This window comes from Peteryoungia algae (assembly GCF_030369675.1).
Classification (GTDB): domain Bacteria; phylum Pseudomonadota; class Alphaproteobacteria; order Rhizobiales; family Rhizobiaceae; genus Allorhizobium; species Allorhizobium algae.
In genome coordinates this window covers 3,815,128-3,833,132 of the sequence record NZ_CP128477.1, presented here as the reverse complement: position 1 = coordinate 3,833,132, position 18,005 = coordinate 3,815,128, and the positions used below count along the sequence as shown (strand labels likewise).

The following is an 18,005-nucleotide window of genomic DNA, read 5'->3' as shown; positions in this document are numbered from 1 at the left end:
GAGGTCTCCACCTCAGCTCAGCCCCGCGTAGCGACCGGGCTTGTGGTTGATCGCCAGGATCAGATTGGCAATGGCAGCGCCCAGAACGGACAAGGCGAGCCGGTCCGCCGGCAGAACGAAGAAGGCTGCGGCGAGGATCGTCAGATCCACGCCGAGCTGGAAATATCCGGCGCGCAGGCCTGTCCTCTCCTGGAGATACATGGCCAGGATGTTGATGCCGCCAAGGCCGGTTCGATGCCGGAACAGCATCAGCAAGCCCGTTCCGATCAAGCCGCCACCAATCACGGTCGCATAGAGGGGATCGAGATGGGAGAAATCAATCCACTGACTGTTCAGCTTCGACAGGATGGAGACCAGTGCCACGGCCGTGAAGGTGCGGAGCGTGAAGGCCCAGCCCATGCGTTTCACAGCGAGGATGTAGAAGGGCAGGTTGACGACGAAGAAGATGAGGCCGAAGCCCCAGCCGCTGACATAGGACAGCAACAGGGCTAGGCCCGCACTCGAGCCGACCGTCAGCATGGTTTCGGTATAGATCAGAGTTCCCAGCGAGACGAACATGGTGCCCGAGATCATTGCGAGCACGTCTTCATAGAGGCGATGGCGCTCGGCGCCCGCCTGGATTCCGGTTGTCGTGGTCATGATTTCAGCCCAGAAGTGGTTTCAGCACGGTTGCAACGCGCGGGATGTCGGCACTCTTCAGGCCCGCGATATTGATGCGACCGGATGTCGGCATGTAGATTCCATGATGCTTTCGCAGCGACATGACGTCGGCTTCCTTGAGCGGCAGGAGCGAGAACATACCCTGTTGTTCGGCGATCTGCGGCGCCAGTTGCCAACCGTCACCAAGTGCCGCCGCGAGCTCACGGCGCAGGCCGTTCAGACGGTCTCGCATCGCGTTGAGTTCGGCCATCCAGTCCTGTCGGAGGCTCTCGGTCGCGAGAATCGTGCGGACGACCGCAGCGCCGTGATCGGGCGGCATCGAATAGCTGGTGCGGGCCATGGTGACCAGGTTCGAGCGGGCGATGTCCGCAGACTCCTGTGTCTCGGAGACTGCAAATATGGCGCCGGTGCGCTCGCGGTAGATGCCGAAGGACTTCGAGCAGGAGACGGCAACCAGCGCTTCCGGCGCCGCCGCGATGATGGTGCGCAGTCCGGCCACGTCTTCCTCGATGCCCGCGCCAAATCCCTGATAGGCGGAATCGATCAGGGGCACGAGACGTCGCTCTGCAATCACGGCGGCCAGTTCTTCCCACTGCGCAGGCGTGAGTCCCGCGCCGGTCGGGTTGTGGCAGCTGGCATGGATGAGGACGGCATCACCGCGCGGCGCGCTGCTCAGAGCCTTCATCATGCTGGCAAAGCGTACATCCTGGGTCGGCACGTCGAAATAGGGATAGGTTTCCACGTTCAGGCCGGTCGCGCCGAAGATTCCGGCATGGTTGGGCCAGCTCGGAAGACCGAGATGGATACGGCCGCTGCCAGCGCGGGCAATGAGTTCCGATGCGAGGCGAAGCGCTCCCGAACCGCCGGGCGTCTGGACGCCGGCTGCGAACCTGCCATGACCCTTGCCACCGACGAGATCCCAAAGCAGCTCCAGAAACACGCGGTCGCCTTCCGGCGCAACATAGGACTTGCTCTCCTGCTTCTCCAGCAGCTCCCTTTCCGCCGCCTTGACCGAGCGGAGGATCGGCGTTCGGCCCATATCGTCACGATAGACCCCGACTCCGAGGTCGATCTTGTCCGCTCGCTGATCGGCGTTGTAGAGCCCGATCAAGGCAAGCAGAGGGTCGTTGGGCTGGGAGGCAAGCTTGTCGAACATCAGGGACCTTCGTCGATGAGCGGTTGAGTTGCAGAAGAGATACCAAGTTTCGGACGCAAAGTCTCAGCGGATTTCGATGATCAGCCGTCCACAAAGAATGATCCATTGCCGACCATGGAAAGAATACGATAGAATATTGCGCAACAGCGTGAAAACGAGCGGTTTAATGGAAGCCAGCCCAGTCCCTCTCGACAAGATCGATCGCCGGATCATCGCCTGTCTGATCGAAGATGCGAGCCTGAACAATGCGGAGCTGTCCGAGAAAGTCGGTCTGACGGCGGCGCCCCTGTCCCGGCGGCTGGCGCGGCTCTATGCGAGCGGCATCATCCGCCAGACAATCGTCATTGACCCGCCGAAAGTCGGGCTTGGTCTGCAGGCCTTTGTCGAGATAACGCTGGATCGCACGACGCCGCAGGTTGGCGAACGCTTCATCGAGCATGTGGGCAAGCTCGCCCAGGTCGTGGAGATCCACGCTGTGGCAGGTGATTTCGACTTTCTCCTGAAGATTTCCGTGCGCGACATGGCGGACTACAAGCGGCTGATCTGGCAGGAATTCGATCGCCTTGCCGAGATCAAGACCATCCGGTCGACCATGGTGTTCGACAGTCCAAAGACCTCCTATGGTTATCTTCCCTGACTAGGTCCGAAGCTGCCGAGCGACACAGGGCGGCGGGTGGCATTTTCCGTCCCGTTTTGCCGGTGTGTTAAGAGATTTTGTCCAATGGTGAGAATTGGGGACGATCCCACTCGTCCACAGACGGTTCAGCCATGGTAACTTCAGTGACGCAATCCGAGCGCGCGCGCGCAAATTCAGGCATAGCCAACGATGCTCCGGCATCCGTTGCCGTTCCGGTGGCGATGGATGGTATGCTCGGTCATCTGCATCCGGCATCCGGGCAGACTGGCGTCGTGTTCTGCGCGCCCTGGGGTTTCGACGCCCTCTGCACGGCCAAATTTCACCGTCTCATTGCCGCTGACCTTGCACGACGGGGATTTCCCGCGATCCGCTTCGACTATCCCGGCGAGGGCGATTCCTTGCCGGTCGACAAGGGCGCAACCTTCGAAACCTGGGTCGCCGGCGCGTTGCGCGCGGCTCAGGAATTGCGTGCCCGGACAGGCTGTCACCGGATACTCTACTACGGCATGGGTATCGGTGCGGCGGTCGCACTTCGTGCCGGACAGCAGGATGATACACTGGCCGGCTGTGTGCTCGCGGCATCTGCCCTGAGCGGCCGGCGCTATCTGCGCGAAACGGCATTGCGCGAGAAGGTCATCGAGGACGGGCTCGCCATCGATTTCGGCTATCCGGAGGGCTCGACCGCGCTCGCCTCCTTCATCATGGACCCGCGGCTTGCAACAGATCTGAAGGCTCTCACCGTGGGTATCGACGGCCTGCCCGCCGGATTGCCGGCCCTCGTTCTGGCACGCCCCGAAAACACAGCCGATCTTGAACTCGCCGAAAAGCTGACCGGCTCTGGCGCTGCAGTCGAGTCCATCGACTTCAAGGGTTACGGTGCGATGCTCGACGGGGTGGTGACGTCGCCTATGCCAATGGCGCTCATTGATGCGATCGGCGACTGGGTCAGCCGCAGTTTCCCCCGAGGCACCGGTTCACATGCAGGGCAAGCCACCGACAACGCGCCGCCCGTCCTTCAAACTGACAGATTTCGCGAACGGCCAGAGATTGTCGAGTCCCGTCTGTTCGGCGTCTCCTGCGCGCCCCTGTCGGGCAGAGAGACGGCCGTGATCGTTCTGCTCAACATGGCCTATGCGCCGCATACGGGCTGGGGTCGCATCTGGGTCGATACCGCACGCACGCTCGCGCAACGGGGCATCGCGACGCTGCGTGTCGATCTTTCCAATATCGGCGAAAGCCCTGCGGATCCGCAAGGGGCGGAGCAAGTCGTCTATTCCCCAAACCAGCTCGCAGACGTGCATGCCGTCGTCCGCCACGCGCGCAGCGTCACGGAAGCGCCAATCCTGCTGGCCGGTATCTGCAGCGGCGCACACTCGGCCCTTTACGCAGGGGCTCTTAATCCCGATGTGGCTGGCATCGTTTCGATCAACCAACTGAGACTTGTGCTCGACCCGGACGAGGATGTCGATACGCTTCTGCTGGCGGGGGCTCGCCCCCTCAGCGATTACAAGCGCCGCGCCTTCAGCCTGAGCACCTACAAGCGTGTCGTCAGTGGCGAGGTCAACATTCCAAAGGCGGCGGCGAACATTGCCAGCCATGCGCGACACAGAATCCTGGGCCGCATCTCGCCCTATCTTGGCAGGTTTACCAAACTCGGCCGGATGCGTGGCGAATTGTTCGGCCTTTTGCGACGACTGGAAGAGCGGAAGGTGCCGGTCACTTTCATTTCCTGCCGCACCGATGGCAGCCTCGACCAGCAGAAGCTCTATTTCGGCAAGAGATTATCCGGACAACGCGCATTTCCGGGCCTGAGGCATATCCTGCTGGAAAACGCCGATCATACCCTCAGCCCGCCCTCTGTCCGGGAGCATGTCATCGGAATCCTGGCCGAGGCAGCCGAGCAATCCACCAAACGGGGGTGATCGCGAGAGGGAGTGCCAGAACGCCCCCTCCCGCGTTGTCAAACAGTCAGCCACCTGCGACCAGCTTGCGCTTCGCCATGCGGGCGCGGATCGATTCGACGTCGGCGCGGGGCGTCGCGGCGAAAAGTGTGCGGGTGTATTCATGCTGCGGATCCGAGAAGACCGCGTCACGCGTGCCGTATTCGACCGCCTCACCGTAATACATCACCATCACCTCGTCGGCGATGTAACGCACGACGGAGAGGTCGTGGCTGATGAAGACATAGGTCAGGCCGAACTCTTCCTGCAGGTCAGCGAGCAGGTTCAGCACCTGTGCCTGGACCGAAAGGTCAAGCGCCGAAACCGGCTCGTCGAGGACCAGCAGTTTCGGATTGAGCATCAGAGCACGAGCGATCGCGATACGCTGGCGCTGGCCACCGGAGAACATGTGCGGGTAGCGGTTGTAGTGTTCCGGCCCCAGGCCGACCTTGACCAGCATTTCGGTTGCGCGCTCGCGCCGCTCGGCCGAGCTCATCCTGGTGTTGATCAGCAAGGGTTCGCCGAGCACGTCGCCAATCTTCTGGCGCGGATTGAGCGAGCCATAGGGGTTCTGGAAGACGATCTGCACCTTCTGGCGCATCTCGGCGGTCAGATGCCCCGGACGCAGGTCGACCTTCTGGCCGTCGATCAGCAGTTCACCGGCCGTCGGCTCATCGATGAAGGTCAGGATGCGGGCAAGCGTCGACTTGCCGCAACCGCTCTCGCCAACGATGGCAAGCGTCTTGCCCTTGTCGAGCTTGAAGGAGACGCCCTTCACCGCGTGGACGATCTTGTCTTCCTTGAAGAGACCCTGCGGCACGCGGTAGTCGCGCTTGACGTCACGGATTTCGAGCATCGGGGTTTGTGTTTCCATGGTCATGCGGCACCTCCTGTTTCAGCGGCGGCCAGGAAGTCGGAGACCGTGGTCAGGCGGTCGCCCGTGGCATTTTCCGGCAGGGCCGAAAGCAGCGCACGGGTATAGGGGTTCTTCGGACTTTCGAAGAGTGAGAGCACGTCGGCCTCTTCCATCTTCTTGCCCTTGTACTGGACGATGACGCGGTCTGCGGTCTCCGCCACCACGGCCATGTCATGGGTGATCATGATGAGCCCCATGCCAGTCTCGGCCTGGATCTGCATCAGGAGGTCGAGGATCTGCTTCTGGATTGTCACATCGAGCGCGGTCGTCGGCTCGTCTGCGATCAGGAGCTTCGGATTGCAGGCAATCGCAATCGCGATCATCACGCGCTGGCACTGGCCACCCGACATCTGATGCGGGAAGTGGTTGAGCCGCTCGGCCGGATCAGGCAGGCCGACCAGCTCGAAGAGTTCGACGGCGCGCTCGTGGCGCTCCTTCTTGCCGAGGCCCATGTGCAGACGCAGGACTTCCTCGATCTGGAAACCGACGGTGAAACATGGATTGAGGCTCGCGACCGGCTCCTGAAAGATCATGGCCACGTCCTTGCCAATCAGCTTGCGCCGTTCGGCGGCCGAGATCTTCTGGATGTCGCGACCCTGGAATTCCATCTTGTCGGCGGTGATTTTCGCTGTCCATGGCAGAAGCCCCATGACGGCGAGCATGGCGACCGATTTGCCGGAGCCGCTTTCGCCGACGATGGCCAAGACTTCGCCCGGCTCGACCGACAGCGAGACGCCGTCGACCGCCTTGAACCAGCCGCTGGCCGTCTCGAACTGGACGGTGAGGTTCTGGATATCGAGAAGTGCCATGATCAGGACCTCTTCAGCTTGGGATCGAGCGCATCGCGCAGGCCATCACCCATGAGGTTGATGGCGAGAACGGTGATCAGGATGGCAAGACCCGGGAAGGTGACCACCCACCAGGCGCGCAGAATGAATTCACGCGCTTCGGCGAGCATCGTGCCCCATTCGGGAGCCGGCGGCTGGGCGCCCATGCCGAGGAAGCCGAGAGCAGCTGCATCGAGGATGGCGTTCGAAAACGAGAGCGTTGCCTGAACGATCAGGGGCGCCATGCAGTTCGGCAGGATTGTCTTGAACATCAGACGGAAAGGGCTTGCCCCGGCGAGCCGTGCGGCCGTCACATAGTCGCGCGTTTTTTCCGACATGACCGCTGCGCGGGTCAGACGTACGAAATGCGGCTGCAGCACGAGCGCAATCGCAATCATGCCATTGGTAAGGCCCGGACCGAGAATTGCGACCAGCACCAACGCCAGCAGGAGTGAAGGAAAGGCCAGAATGATATCCATCAGGCGCATGATCGCGGTATCGAGCCAGCCACCGTAATAACCGGCGATGACGCCGATTGCGATGCCGGTCGTCAGCGAGAGCGTGGTGACGAACACGCCGATGAACAATGAATATTGCGAGCCGTAGATCAGGCGCGAGAGAATGTCGCGGCCGACCGGATCGGTGCCGAGTGGAAAGCTCCAGCTGCCGCCTTCGAGCCAGGCGGGCGGCATAAGCACGGCTTCCCGATACTGCTCGAAAGGCGAATGGGGTGCGATGACGCCGGCGAAGACGGCGACCAGAACGAGCGCGACGAAGACGACGAGGCCAATGACGGCGCCGCGGTTTTCGGAAAAGTAGAACCAGAATTCGGCCAGCATCTGGCGGCGCATCTGAGCGCTCGAAACCGGCTGGCTGATTGATGTCTCTGCCATGGGAGTTTATCCTTCTAGTGGCGGATGCGCGGGTTGATCAGGCCGTAGAGCAGATCGACGATGAGATTCACGACCATGATGATGCCGGCGATCAGGAGGAGGCCTCCCTGGATTACCGGGTAGTCACGGCGGAACACACTGTCGACCATCCACTTGCCGATGCCGGGCCAGGAGAAGATCGTCTCGGTCAGGATCGCACCGGCCAAGAGAACACCGATCTGCAAGCCGATCGTGGTGATGACCGGAATCATGGCATTGCGCAGCGCATGCAGGCTGACGACGCGGAAGGGCGAGAGGCCCTTGGCGCGGGCGGTCCGGATATAATCTTCCGACAGGACTTCGAGCATGGCCGAGCGCGTCTGCCGCGCAATGACGGCGAGCGGAATGGTGGCGAGCACGATCGTCGGCAGGATCAGATGGCTGACGGCCGAGGTGAAGGCGCCTTTCTGGCCGGAGATCAGCGAGTCGATCAGCATGAAGCCAGTGACCGGCGGGAAGTAGAACATCAGCGAGATGCGCCCAGACACCGGTGTCCATTGAAGGATGCCGGAGAACAGGATCATCAGCAAAAGGCCCCACCAGAAGATTGGCATGGAATAGCCGACAAGCGCGATGCCCATCATCGTCTGGTCGAAGAAGGAGCCGCGCTTGATCGCCGCGATGATGCCGGCGGGAACGCCGATTGCGACGGCCAGCAGGATCGCGCAGAGCGACAATTCGACGGTTGCCGGGAAGAGCGCCAGGAACTGGTCGATGATCGGGCTCTTCGAGACGATCGAGGTGCCGAAGTCACCTGTCACGACGCCGCCGAGATAATCAAAATACTGGACCACCATGGGGCGATCGAGACCGAGTTGCGCGCTGATCTGGGCGTGGCGCTCGGGCGACATGACACGTTCGCCGGAGAGAAGCGCAACCGGATCGCCCGGCAGAAGCCGGATGAAGGCGAAGGCAATGATCGAGACGCCGATGAAGGTCGGGATCAAGACGGCGAGCCGTCGCAGGAGAAAGCCAAACATGTGCGAGACCTGTTGTTTTAAGGGAGGTCGAACCACCACGGCCACAAGGCCGTCTGCGGTTTGCCCGATACGCCCCATCCGGGCTTTCGAGCATGACGCGAGATTGCTCTCGCATCAACGACAAACGCCGCGGGCCAAGGCCCGCGGCGAAAGAATTGCGCGTTTCGATTACTCGGCGATGTCGACGTCTTCGAAGGTGAAGTCGCCAAGCGGGCTCTGGACGAAGCCGGAGACTTCCTTGCGCATCGGAACGACCGAGAGCGAATGGTCGATCGTGGCCCAGGGTGCTTCGCGCTTGAAGACGAGCTGTGCCTCTTCGTAGAGCTTGGTGCGCTCGGCCTGGTCAGACGTGACCTTTGCCTTCTTCACCAGTGCGTCAAACTCCTCGTTGCACCACTGAGCGCGGTTGTTGCCGCCGACGGCAGAGCAGCCGAGCAACGTGTCGAGGAAGTTGTCCGGATCGCCGTTGTCGCCGGTCCAGCCGAGCATGACGGCACCGTCACGATCCTTGGCCTTCGAGCGATCGAGATACTCGGCCCACTCGTAGGAGACGATCTCGACGGTGACACCGATCTTGGAGAAGTCATCCTGGATGATTTCAGCGGCGCGACGTGCGTTCAGCATGTAGGGGCGCGAAACCGGCATTGCCCAGACCTTCATCGAAAGGCCGGAGACGCCAGCGGCTTCGAGTTCCTTCTTGGCGGCGTCCAGATCGTAAGCGTCGTCCTGGGTGGCCTCGTTGTAGGACCACATGGTCGGCGGGATCGGGTTCTTGGCCGGTGTTGCCATGCCCTGGAAGACGGCGTCAACGATGGCTTCCTTGTTGATCGCCTTGTTCAGCGCCTTGCGGACTTCCGGCTTGTCGAACGGAGCCTGCGTCGTGTTGTAGGCGAGGTAAGCCACGTTCAGGCCTTCCTGCTCCATCACGGTCAGGGCCGGATCGGACTTCATGGTCTCGACGTCGGCTGCATTCGGGAACGGCATCAGGTGGCATTCGCCAGCCTTGAGCTTCTGGTAGCGAACGGCGGCATCGGTGGTGATTGCGAAGACCAGATCGTCGATCTTCGGTGCGCCACCCCAGTAGTCGGCGTTCTTCTTGTAGCGGATGACGGCATCCTGCTGATAGCCGACGAAGGAGAACGGACCGGTGCCGACCGGCATCTGGTTCAGCTGCTCCTTCTTGCCTTCAGCTTCGAGCTTGTCGGCATATTCCTTCGAAACGATCGAAGCGAAAGGCATTGCGAGGTTGGCAAGGAACGGCGCTTCCGGCTTGTTCAGCGTGATCTTGACGGTCATGTCATCGACCTTCTCGATCGACTTGATCAGTTCCGGGAAGCCCATGCCCGCGGCATATTCCCAGGACGTGCCGGCAACATACTGGTTCCACGGATGATCGGCCTTCAGCTGGCGATCCAGCGAGAAGATGACGTCGTCGGCGTTGAATTCGCGCGACGGCGTGAAGAATTCGGTCGTGTGGAACTTGACGCCCGAACGCAGCTTGAAGGTGTATTCGGTGCCTTCCGCGTTGACTTCATAGCTTTCAGCCAGGCCGGCTTCAGCCTCGGTCGTGCCAGGCTTGAATTCCATCAGACGGCTGTAGATCGGATGCGCGGACGCGTCGAAGGTCGTGCCAGCGGTGTACATGCCGGGATCGAAGCCTTCCGGCGATCCTTCCGAGCAGTATACGAAGGTCTTGGCGCTGGCGGCACCCGACAGGAATGTGGCGGCAGCAAGCGCTGCAGCGGCAAGAGCGAACTTGGTTTTCATGAGCAGTCTCCCAAAGGCTAAGGACGAGCGTCCTCGCCGGTTCTTTTGGTCCCGCGGCGCGTGGATCGCGCCCGTTTTCTGTGAAGGTCGCGTTATCAACCCAACCCTCCCGCAATCGACGGCCGCCATGCCTCACGTCGTATTCTGACTAGCGGCAAGGATCGTCCGTCGGATCACTGCTGCAGTGTCATATCGGCTTGGTATGCGTTGTAAAGAGAGATTCGGCTCAATTCTGACATCGAATTGGTCTGCTTTTCGCCGCAATCGGCTACCGTCAGTTCATATTTTCCAAAACAAGGAAACAGACTGATCAATCATCGAACATTAGCGATTCTAGAGAATGCAGGAGAATCAATGCATCACAAGATGCTGCGTCGCAAAATGGCAAGGCCGATCATAGGGGCGGGCGCTGTCTAACAAGCCGTTGGAAATTTATCAACCAGTCAAAAAATTAGTACGATCCAGAGCCTGGCGTCATCGCAGCCCGTGCCGCCTTAGCGGTCTGCCTGATGGAGCGAAAGGAGGAGGGGCTTGGGGAACCCCTCCCCCTCCTTTTCGGTCACGCTTTGTGGGGAGAGCGACCGAAGAAGAAGGCATAGGCAGCCGGCAGGACCAGGATGGTCAGCACGGTTGCAACGAGGATGCCGCCCATCATCGCGTAGGCGAGCGGCCCCCAGAAGATACCGCGCGAAATGGGGATGAGCGCGAGCACTGCCGTCATCGCCGTCAGCATGATCGGCCGGAAACGCCGAACGGCAGAGCCGATAATCGCTTCCCGTCGCTCCATGCCTGCCGCAATGTCCTGGTCGATCTGGTCAATCAGGATGATCGAGTTGCGGATGATGATGCCAAGCAAGGCGATGACGCCCAGGATCGCGACGAAACCGAAGGGTGCGCCGGAGATGAGAAGTGCGGCGGCAGCTCCGATGATCCCGAGCGGGCCCGTGGCGAGCACCAGCATCGCCTTGCCGAAATGCTGCAGCTGAACCATCAGCAGCACCACGATGACGAGGAGCATGATGGGCGCTTTCGCGGCAATCGAGCTCTGGCTCTCGGCGCTGTCTTCCGCACCACCCTGGATCTCGACGGAATAACCGGGGGGCAAGCCGTCGCGGAGCGATTGCATGTCGTTGAACATGCGCAGAGCCTCGTCGTTCGACTGGACACCATCCGGCACGGTTGCACGGACGGTGACGGTCGGCAGGCGATTGCGGCGCCATTCGATGCCCTGCTCCAGCTTCGGCACGACCTTGGCGATCTGCGACAAGGGGATGAAGGCCCCGAGATCCGTCGGCACATAGATCGAATTGACGGCGCTGAGCAGGCGACGGCTTTCTTCCGGTTCGCGGGCGACGATCGAGATTGTCTCCTCGCCGGCTCTGACATCGGCAAGCGGGGCGCCGCTCATCGTGGCCTGGAGCATCTGCCTCAGACGCTGCGATGAAACGCCCAGGGCACGGGCACGGTCCTGATCGACGACCAGCGTCATAGCGGGGACCGGCTCCAGCCAGTCGTCATGCACGGCCTGAAGCAACGGGTTCTCACGGAAGCGCGCCTTAACCAGATCGGCGATGCGGCGAACCTCGTCGCGCTCAGGACCACTGACGCGCATCTGGACGGCCCAGCCGGTCGGCGGACCGAGGAAGAGGCGATCGACCTTGCCACGCACTGCGGGAAATTCCTCGGCCAGCGTCAGGCGAAGCTTCGTGATCAGGCGCTCCCGCGCCTCTTCGTCTCTCGCCATGACCAGAAGCTGGGCATAGTTCGGGTTGCGAAGCTGCTGGTCGAGCGGCAGAAAGAAGCGCGGCGCGCCTTCTCCGACATAGGTCGCGACAAAGCGCTGATCTTCGTCGTCCAGGATGGCGGTCTCCAGGCGCCTGGCTTCAGCCTCGACTTCCTTGATCGAGGTGCCCTCGGGCAGCCACATGTCAACAAGGATCTCCGGACGCGAAGACTGCGGGAAGAAGTTCTTCGGGATGAACTGGAAGGACCAGAGGCTGACCGCAAAGACGGCCAACGTCGAACCCACGACGATGATCCGATGCTGGACGGCCCAGGCGACGACCGCGCGCAGTCGACGATAGAAGGGCGTGTCGAAGGCATCGTGATGGTCGCCGACATGTTTCCTCTGCTTGAGGATCATGTAGCCGAGCCAGGGCGTGAAATAGACGGCGACAAACCAGGAGATGATCAGAGATATGCCGACCACATAAAAGAGCGAGCGGACATATTCGCCGGCTGTTGATTCCGCAAAACCGACGGGGATGAAGCCGGCCGTGGTGATCAGGGTACCGGTCAGCATCGGGAACGCGGTCGACGAATAGGCGAAACTTGCCGCGTCCAGCTTGTCGAGCCCCTCTTCCAGCTTTCGCTCCATCATCTCGACGACGATCATGGCATCGTCGACCAGCAGTCCGAGCGAGATGATGAGTGCGCCGAGGGAGATGCGCTGCAGGTCAAGGCCGAACTCGTACATCACGGCAAAGGTGGCGGCGAGAACGAGCGGAATGGCAATCGCTATCACAAGGCCCGATCGCCAGCCGATCGACACGAAGGAGACGACGAGAACGATCAACAGAGCTTCGCCGAGCGCCTTCATGAACTCGGCTACCGCTTCACGTACGACTTCGGGCTGGTTGGAGATCTGCGAGACTTCGAGGCCGATCGGCAGGGTGCTCTCGAACCGCTGCAGCGTTTCCTCCACCGCATCGCCGACATCGGTCACCTTGAAGCCCTTGGCCATGACCACGCCAACCTGGACAGAATCCTGACCGTTGAAGCGGAACTTGCGCTGATAGGGATCTTCGAGCCCCTCGGTGACGGTCGCGATATCACCAAGCCGTGTCACCTGGTTGCCGGATTTCAATCGAAGTTCGCGAATGTCTTCCGCGGCCGAAAAGCCGCCATCCACCGATATGCGTACCGAACGGGACCCGGTATCGATCGACCCGGTCGCATCGATCGCGTTTTGTCCGGCAAGCGCGTTCTGCAGATCGGTGAAGGTTAGGCCTCGTTCGGCGAGCGCCTTGGAAGAGACCTCGATGAAGATCTTCTGCGGTTGATCTCCCAGGATCACCGCCTTTTCGACACCCTCGGTCGAGAGCAGGACGTCGCGGGCCTGGATCGCATGCTGCTTGAGCTCCGGATAGCTGTAGCCATCGCCGGTCAGTGCATAAAGCGTGACATAGGTGTCGCCGAACTCGTCATTGAAATAGGGGCCGAGCAAGCCCTCGGGCAGCTCGTTTTCGATGTCGCCGACCTTCTTGCGAACCTGATAGAAAGCATCGGCCACGTCATTGGCATCGGTATTGCCCTTGACCTGCAGGGTGATGATGGCCGAGCCCGGTCGGGTATAGGACTTCACCCAATCGAGATATGGCGTTTCCTGCAGCTTGCGCTCGATCTTGTTGACGACCTGATCCTGCATGTCGGTCAGGGACGCGCCGGGCCAGAAGGCCTGGACAACCATGACGCGGAAGGTGAAGTCGGGGTCTTCCTTCTGGCCCATGCGCATGAGGCCGAAGAGGCCGGTCAGAATGATCAGACCGAAGAGGAAGCGGGCAATGCTGGGATGGCTTATCGCCCAACGGGACAGGTTGAACGAGCCCGGTTCGACAGGAGAATGGTTCATGATATCTGGATCCCGAGGGTAAAGGTCGCTGGGCTCAACGGGTCGCGGAGTCGGGCGTCACCCTGCCAGGCTCCGCTGCGGCCGCACGAGACAGGTCCTTGTCGGCAAGCCGCACCTTCATGTCTTCCGCCATGAACTGCGTGCCGGCGACCACAACGAGATCGCCAGACCTCAGACCTGCCGACACCTGAACACCGGTATCGGAGAAAGTATCGACCGTGACAGGCCGCGCGTGGACGGTGGCGTCAGTCCGGTCAACGGTCCAGACCGTGGGCTGCTTGGCCGCGTCCTGGGTCAGCGCGGAAAGCGGCAGTTCGAAGAAGTCCTTGCCGGACGGAGCCAGCGCCGTGACCCGCGCCGTCATGCCCAGCAGGATCTGCGGATTGTCCGGCAGCGAAATCCGGACCGCAAAGGTGCGCGAGGTGGCATCGGCACTCCCAGCCACTTCCCGGACGACCCCCTTCGAGGCAAGACCATCCTTCGACCAGAAGCCGACATCAACCTCCTTGCCGGGCGCAAAGGCGAAAATCTCGTTCTCTGGCACAGCCATGAGGACTTCCTTTTCGCCATCTGCAGCCACCGTCACCACGGGACTGCCGGCGGCAACAACCTGACCCGCATCCGCGCTGATCGCGGTGACGATGCCTGTCTTGTCGGCCTTCAGCTCGCCATAACCAACCTGGTTTCGGGCCTGCTCCAGCGAGGAGCGCTGGCTATCCCTCGTGGCCAGTGCCTGATTGTAGGTCAGTTGAGCCTGTTCGAGCTGCGCCTTGGTCGTCACCTGCTGACGGTAGAGGGCATCGGCACGCTTCAGGGCGAATTCCGCCGTTTCCAGCTGGCGTTCGGCGGCCGCGAGGCTCGCTTCGGCGCTGCGCATCTGGAGCTGGTAGTCGGTGACGTCGAGGCGCGCCAGCACGTCGCCGGGCACGACGCGATCACCGATGTCGACGAGACGCTCGATGATCTTGCCGGCGACGCGGAAGCCGGCAGCGGCTTCGCTGCGGGCCTTGACCGTTCCCGAGTATTTCAGCTCGCGGTTCGAGGATGGGGCGGAGACCTCGATCACCTTGACAGGACGCAGCGTCGGTTCCTTGGCAACCTCTGCGCCCCCTTCCGAGCAGCCTGCAAGGCCGAGGGTGAGCAGGAGGGGCAACGAAAGCATGGATACGCGGAAATTGGCGGACATTGTGGTTCCTCCCCCGACGGGGTGTCAGGCCTTTAGGGCGCGGATGGCGAATTCGGTCAGTTCTTCCGGCTTGGCGCGATTGTCCTTGCCGATACATTGCGCGACCAACTGGGGATGGTGAAGCGGCGAAATCGCCGCTCCAAAACAGCGTGCGATATGGACAGCATCGCCTTTCGCGAATTCGCCCTTTTCCATGCCGTCTTCGATGATCCGGGCGAGAATAGCCTGGATTTCGTCGATATGCTTGTCGATGACGCCCCAGCTCTGCTCGATGGCCACGACCGCCATTTCATGGACCTTCTTTTCGTCCATCATCGTCGTGACCGTGAACTGGAACTGTGCCATCGCATAGCGCCGCAGACGCTCTTCGGCGCTCAGGGGCATGGCGGCAAAATCTTCCGCGATCTTCAGACTCTGTGCGAGCAGACGTGCGCACACGCCCTCGAGCAACTCGCTCTTGGAGGCAAAGAACCGGTAGATATTTGCCGGCGACATGCCAAGGTCCTTCGCCACATCGGCGACGGTCGTCTTGCTGTAGCCGTAATGGCGAAACTGCGCCTCCGCGGCTTCAAGAATGCGCGTGGCCGTATCGGCAGTATCGGTCGATTGCGGAGCGTTTTGGTTCATCATGATTTACGACTGACGTTTTTCAACTTTCGTCATTCGTAACTCGCAAATCGCCATCAGTCAATGTGCGGGAAAGCGGGCAGGCTCCGATTTGGGGAAGTCTGGCAACTGGCTCGCACCCGAGAAGGCACGACTGCTGGGCTCAAGTTGTCGCGGACAATTCACGCAACCAAGCAGACAATTGAACAGCCTACCGAGCCGCCACGGGCTGCCGGCCAAAACGGATGAGGTCCGATGGAAGACCTCTGGCAGCATGCCAAGAAGGCAATTCAGACGATCGATTTTCTGGAGAAAATGGTGCCCGGAGGCGGATTTGAACCACCGACACGCGGATTTTCAATCCGCTGCTCTACCAACTGAGCTATCCGGGCATCTCGGCTTGTTTGCAAAGCCTGCCGGTCTTTCTCGAAGACCGCCGGGGTATATCCCCGGGAGCGAGCGGGGTTATAACATCTTGTTCGGCCATGTCCAGCGCCTTGCGGCACTTTTTTGAAGAAGATGTGAAAATGGCTGAAAAGCGAACGAGAACAAGAGGATCGCGAGAAGCCCGAAGGCTCTCGTCGCGGTCAGAAGTGGCCGTCTTCCTCGGCTTTGGACTCGTCGTCTGCCACCGGAATGGCATAGGAGCCTTTCAGCCAGCGAGAGAGGTCGAGATTGCGGCAGCGGTCCGAGCAGAAGGGATAGTTTTCCCGTGTGGACGGACGGCGGCATTCGGGGCAAGGCAGCGCCTTGCGCAGCGGCTCGACCTTGGCGGTCTGCTGCTGGTCTCCTCGCGCCATCGTCAGCCCTCCGTCCAGCCCGTATGCACGTCATAGCCCTCGCCCGAGAGCATCTGCAGCGTCTCGAAGAGCGGCAGGCCGACAACATTGGTGTAGGAGCCGACAATCTTCTGAACGAAACTGCCAGCGATCCCCTGGATGGCATAGGCGCCGGCCTTGCCACGCCATTCGCCCGAGGCGAGGTAACATTCGATGTCGTAGCCCGAAAGGCGCTTGAAGCGCACCTTGGTCTCGACGATCTTCTGGCGCAGCTTGCCATCGGGGGCGATCAGGCAGACGCCGGTAAAGACCCAATGGCTGCGGCCGGAGAGAAGATGCAGCGCCGAAGAGGCTTCCTGCATCAATTCCGCCTTCGGCAGGATACGGCGCCCCACCGCCACCACTGTGTCGGCGGCGAGAATGTAGCTGTCGCCCCAGGTCAGGTCCTTGCGCACCTGCTGATGGGCTGCCCTTGCCTTGTCCGCCGACAGGCGCCGGGCGAGCGAGCGCGGATGCTCCGACTTCTTCGGCGCCTCGTCGAGATCCATCGGCATCAGGCGCGCGGGCTCGATTCCTGCCTGTTTGAGCAGGTCAACGCGGCGCGGCGACCCGGAGGCCAAAATCAGCTTCTGTGTCAATTCCATCCGAACGCGCTCCTAAAGCCTCACGTCAAAGGCCAGGGCTTATTTGAAGCGGTAGGTGATACGGCCCTTGGTCAGGTCGTAAGGCGTCATCTCCACCAGGACCTTGTCGCCTGCGAGAACGCGGATACGGTTCTTGCGCATGCGCCCAGCGGTATGGGCGATGATTTCATGTTCATTTTCGAGCTTCACGCGAAAGGTGGCGTTCGGCAGCAGTTCCGTGACGACGCCGGGGAATTCGAGGACTTCTTCTTTAGCCATAGAGTGGTTGTCTTTCCTGGGGTGTTAAAGCGGGACGCACGATGGGTCCCGAAAATGTGGGCGGAAACTACACAATCGCCCGGCATTTGTGAACCTTGTAGATTCGGCTTTTGGAATTTGTTTCAAGGGGGCCGAAACCGCCGCTAATCCGGGACCAGAACCAGCCTGTCGCGGATCAGCTTCGTCAGGCGATCGCGCACGTCGCGGTAGGCGGTCAGACGCTGCTCGCGAGTGCCGGTCTCGACCGTTGGATCCGGCATCGGCCAGTACTCCACCTCAACGGCGGAAGAGCGCGTGAGTTCGAGCGCCGCGTGATGCGCTTCCGGCGTCAGTGTAACGACGAGATCGAAGTAATCGTCCGCCATGTCTTCCAGTGTCTGGGGCTGGCGACGACCGAGCGAGAGGCCAATCTCTTCGAGAACGACATCGACGAAGGGATCCCGTTCGCCCTTTTTCACCCCGGCAGACGCCACCCATGTTCCGGACGGCAGCAGATGTCTGGCGATGGCCTCGGCCATGGGACTCCGGATGACATTCTGGCCGCACATGAAGAGGATCGCCCCCGGCCGCGACGGACGGCGGCCCCGAAACATATCCTCATCCATTCCGCCTATCCCCGCCAATAGAGCACGCAGACCAGGGTAAAGAGACGGCGGGCGGTGTCGAAGTCGATCTTGATCTTGCCCGAGAGCCTGTCCATCAGCGTCTGCGAGCCGTCGTTGTGAATGCCGCGGCGCCCCATGTCGATCGCCTCGATTTGCGAAGGCGTCGAGGAGCGGATCGCCTCATAATAGCTCTCGCAGATCATGAAGTAGTCCTTGATGATCCGCTGCAGGGGGGTCAGCGACAGGATGTGGACGGCGACATCTTCACCGGCTTCCGTCTTGATCGAGAAGACGAGCTTTCGGTCGACCAAAGAGAGGAAAAGCCTGTAGGGCCCGCCGGCATGGCCGACCGGCTCGAAGGTGTTCTCCTCGATCAGGTCGAAGATGGCGACGGCCCGTTCGTGCTCGACATCGGGGGTCGAGCGCCCGATGGTCTCGTCCAGCACGACATCTGAGAGCCGGAAGTCGCCCGCCGCCATTT

17 protein-coding genes and 1 tRNA gene are annotated in these 18,005 nt (G+C 61.2%); 2 read left to right on the top strand and 16 right to left on the bottom strand.

Going from position 1 to position 18,005, the window contains the following annotated elements:
* Nucleotides 1–12: 12 nt before the first annotated feature.
* On the bottom strand, nucleotides 13–639 hold the full coding sequence (locus QTL56_RS18160) for a DUF6198 family protein (RefSeq protein ID WP_245134624.1): 627 nt from the start codon (nucleotides 637–639) through the stop codon (nucleotides 13–15).
* A gap of 4 nt (nucleotides 640–643) precedes the next feature.
* Nucleotides 644–1,816 carry an amino acid aminotransferase gene (locus QTL56_RS18155; RefSeq protein ID WP_245134622.1) on the bottom strand — a complete coding sequence of 391 codons (1,173 nt, stop codon included), beginning with the start codon at nucleotides 1,814–1,816 and terminating at the stop codon, nucleotides 644–646.
* A 166-nt stretch (nucleotides 1,817–1,982) separates the two neighbouring features.
* Between QTL56_RS18155 and QTL56_RS18150 the strand changes: the two genes are divergently transcribed.
* Both QTL56_RS18150 and QTL56_RS18145 read left to right on the top strand, forming a co-directional pair.
* The gene (locus QTL56_RS18150; protein ID WP_245134620.1) at nucleotides 1,983–2,453 is read left to right on the top strand and encodes an Lrp/AsnC family transcriptional regulator; all 471 of its coding nucleotides are present in this window, start codon (nucleotides 1,983–1,985) and stop codon (nucleotides 2,451–2,453) included.
* Between the two features lie 131 nt (nucleotides 2,454–2,584).
* Entirely contained in the window at nucleotides 2,585–4,375 is a 1,791-nt protein-coding gene (locus QTL56_RS18145; protein WP_245134618.1) for an alpha/beta fold hydrolase, read from the top strand.
* A gap of 46 nt (nucleotides 4,376–4,421) precedes the next feature.
* On the opposite strand, the gene QTL56_RS18140 is transcribed toward QTL56_RS18145, so the two are convergent.
* From QTL56_RS18140 to QTL56_RS18075, 14 genes are all read right to left on the bottom strand, one after another.
* The gene (locus QTL56_RS18140; protein WP_245134616.1) at nucleotides 4,422–5,273 is read right to left on the bottom strand and encodes a dipeptide ABC transporter ATP-binding protein; all 852 of its coding nucleotides are present in this window, start codon (nucleotides 5,271–5,273) and stop codon (nucleotides 4,422–4,424) included.
* Nucleotides 5,270–6,118 (bottom strand): ABC transporter ATP-binding protein, encoded by an 849-nt coding sequence (locus QTL56_RS18135; protein WP_229573213.1) that lies wholly within the window; start codon nucleotides 6,116–6,118, stop codon nucleotides 5,270–5,272. Before QTL56_RS18135 ends, QTL56_RS18140 begins: the two co-directional genes overlap by 4 nt.
* A 2-nt stretch (nucleotides 6,119–6,120) precedes the next feature.
* Nucleotides 6,121–7,029, bottom strand: a complete 909-nt coding sequence (locus QTL56_RS18130) for an ABC transporter permease subunit (protein WP_245134613.1) — start codon at nucleotides 7,027–7,029, stop codon at nucleotides 6,121–6,123.
* Nucleotides 7,030–7,043: 14 nt separating this feature from the next.
* The gene (locus tag QTL56_RS18125; protein WP_245134611.1) at nucleotides 7,044–8,048 is read right to left on the bottom strand and encodes an ABC transporter permease subunit; all 1,005 of its coding nucleotides are present in this window, start codon (nucleotides 8,046–8,048) and stop codon (nucleotides 7,044–7,046) included.
* Between the two features lie 168 nt (nucleotides 8,049–8,216).
* Nucleotides 8,217–9,815 carry an ABC transporter substrate-binding protein gene (locus tag QTL56_RS18120; RefSeq protein ID WP_245134609.1) on the bottom strand — a complete coding sequence of 533 codons (1,599 nt, stop codon included), beginning with the start codon at nucleotides 9,813–9,815 and terminating at the stop codon, nucleotides 8,217–8,219.
* A 559-nt stretch (nucleotides 9,816–10,374) separates the two neighbouring features.
* On the bottom strand, nucleotides 10,375–13,446 hold the full coding sequence (locus QTL56_RS18115) for an efflux RND transporter permease subunit (RefSeq protein ID WP_245134607.1): 3,072 nt from the start codon (nucleotides 13,444–13,446) through the stop codon (nucleotides 10,375–10,377).
* A gap of 34 nt (nucleotides 13,447–13,480) precedes the next feature.
* On the bottom strand, nucleotides 13,481–14,632 hold the full coding sequence (locus tag QTL56_RS18110; protein WP_245134606.1) for an efflux RND transporter periplasmic adaptor subunit: 1,152 nt from the start codon (nucleotides 14,630–14,632) through the stop codon (nucleotides 13,481–13,483).
* Between the two features lie 24 nt (nucleotides 14,633–14,656).
* Complete coding sequence (locus tag QTL56_RS18105; protein WP_229573888.1) at nucleotides 14,657–15,259, bottom strand: TetR/AcrR family transcriptional regulator; 603 nt, start codon at nucleotides 15,257–15,259, stop codon at nucleotides 14,657–14,659.
* A 295-nt stretch (nucleotides 15,260–15,554) separates the two neighbouring features.
* Nucleotides 15,555–15,630 (bottom strand) — tRNA-Phe (locus QTL56_RS18100).
* Between the two features lie 195 nt (nucleotides 15,631–15,825).
* Nucleotides 15,826–16,038: a DNA gyrase inhibitor YacG gene (gene yacG, locus QTL56_RS18095; RefSeq protein WP_245134604.1), complete on the bottom strand. Its 213-nt coding sequence runs from the start codon at nucleotides 16,036–16,038 to the stop codon at nucleotides 15,826–15,828.
* Between the two features lie 2 nt (nucleotides 16,039–16,040).
* A complete protein-coding gene (locus QTL56_RS18090) occupies nucleotides 16,041–16,661 on the bottom strand; it encodes a Maf-like protein (RefSeq protein ID WP_245134602.1) in 621 nt (206 codons plus the stop codon).
* 39 nt (nucleotides 16,662–16,700) lie between these two features.
* Nucleotides 16,701–16,919 (bottom strand): translation initiation factor IF-1, encoded by a 219-nt coding sequence (infA, locus tag QTL56_RS18085; protein WP_004435948.1) that lies wholly within the window; start codon nucleotides 16,917–16,919, stop codon nucleotides 16,701–16,703.
* Nucleotides 16,920–17,062: 143 nt separating this feature from the next.
* Complete coding sequence (locus tag QTL56_RS18080; RefSeq protein WP_370660306.1) at nucleotides 17,063–17,524, bottom strand: arsenate-mycothiol transferase ArsC; 462 nt, start codon at nucleotides 17,522–17,524, stop codon at nucleotides 17,063–17,065.
* A gap of 5 nt (nucleotides 17,525–17,529) precedes the next feature.
* Complete coding sequence (locus QTL56_RS18075) at nucleotides 17,530–18,003, bottom strand: UPF0262 family protein (RefSeq protein WP_245134600.1); 474 nt, start codon at nucleotides 18,001–18,003, stop codon at nucleotides 17,530–17,532.
* Nucleotides 18,004–18,005: the final 2 nt, after the last annotated feature.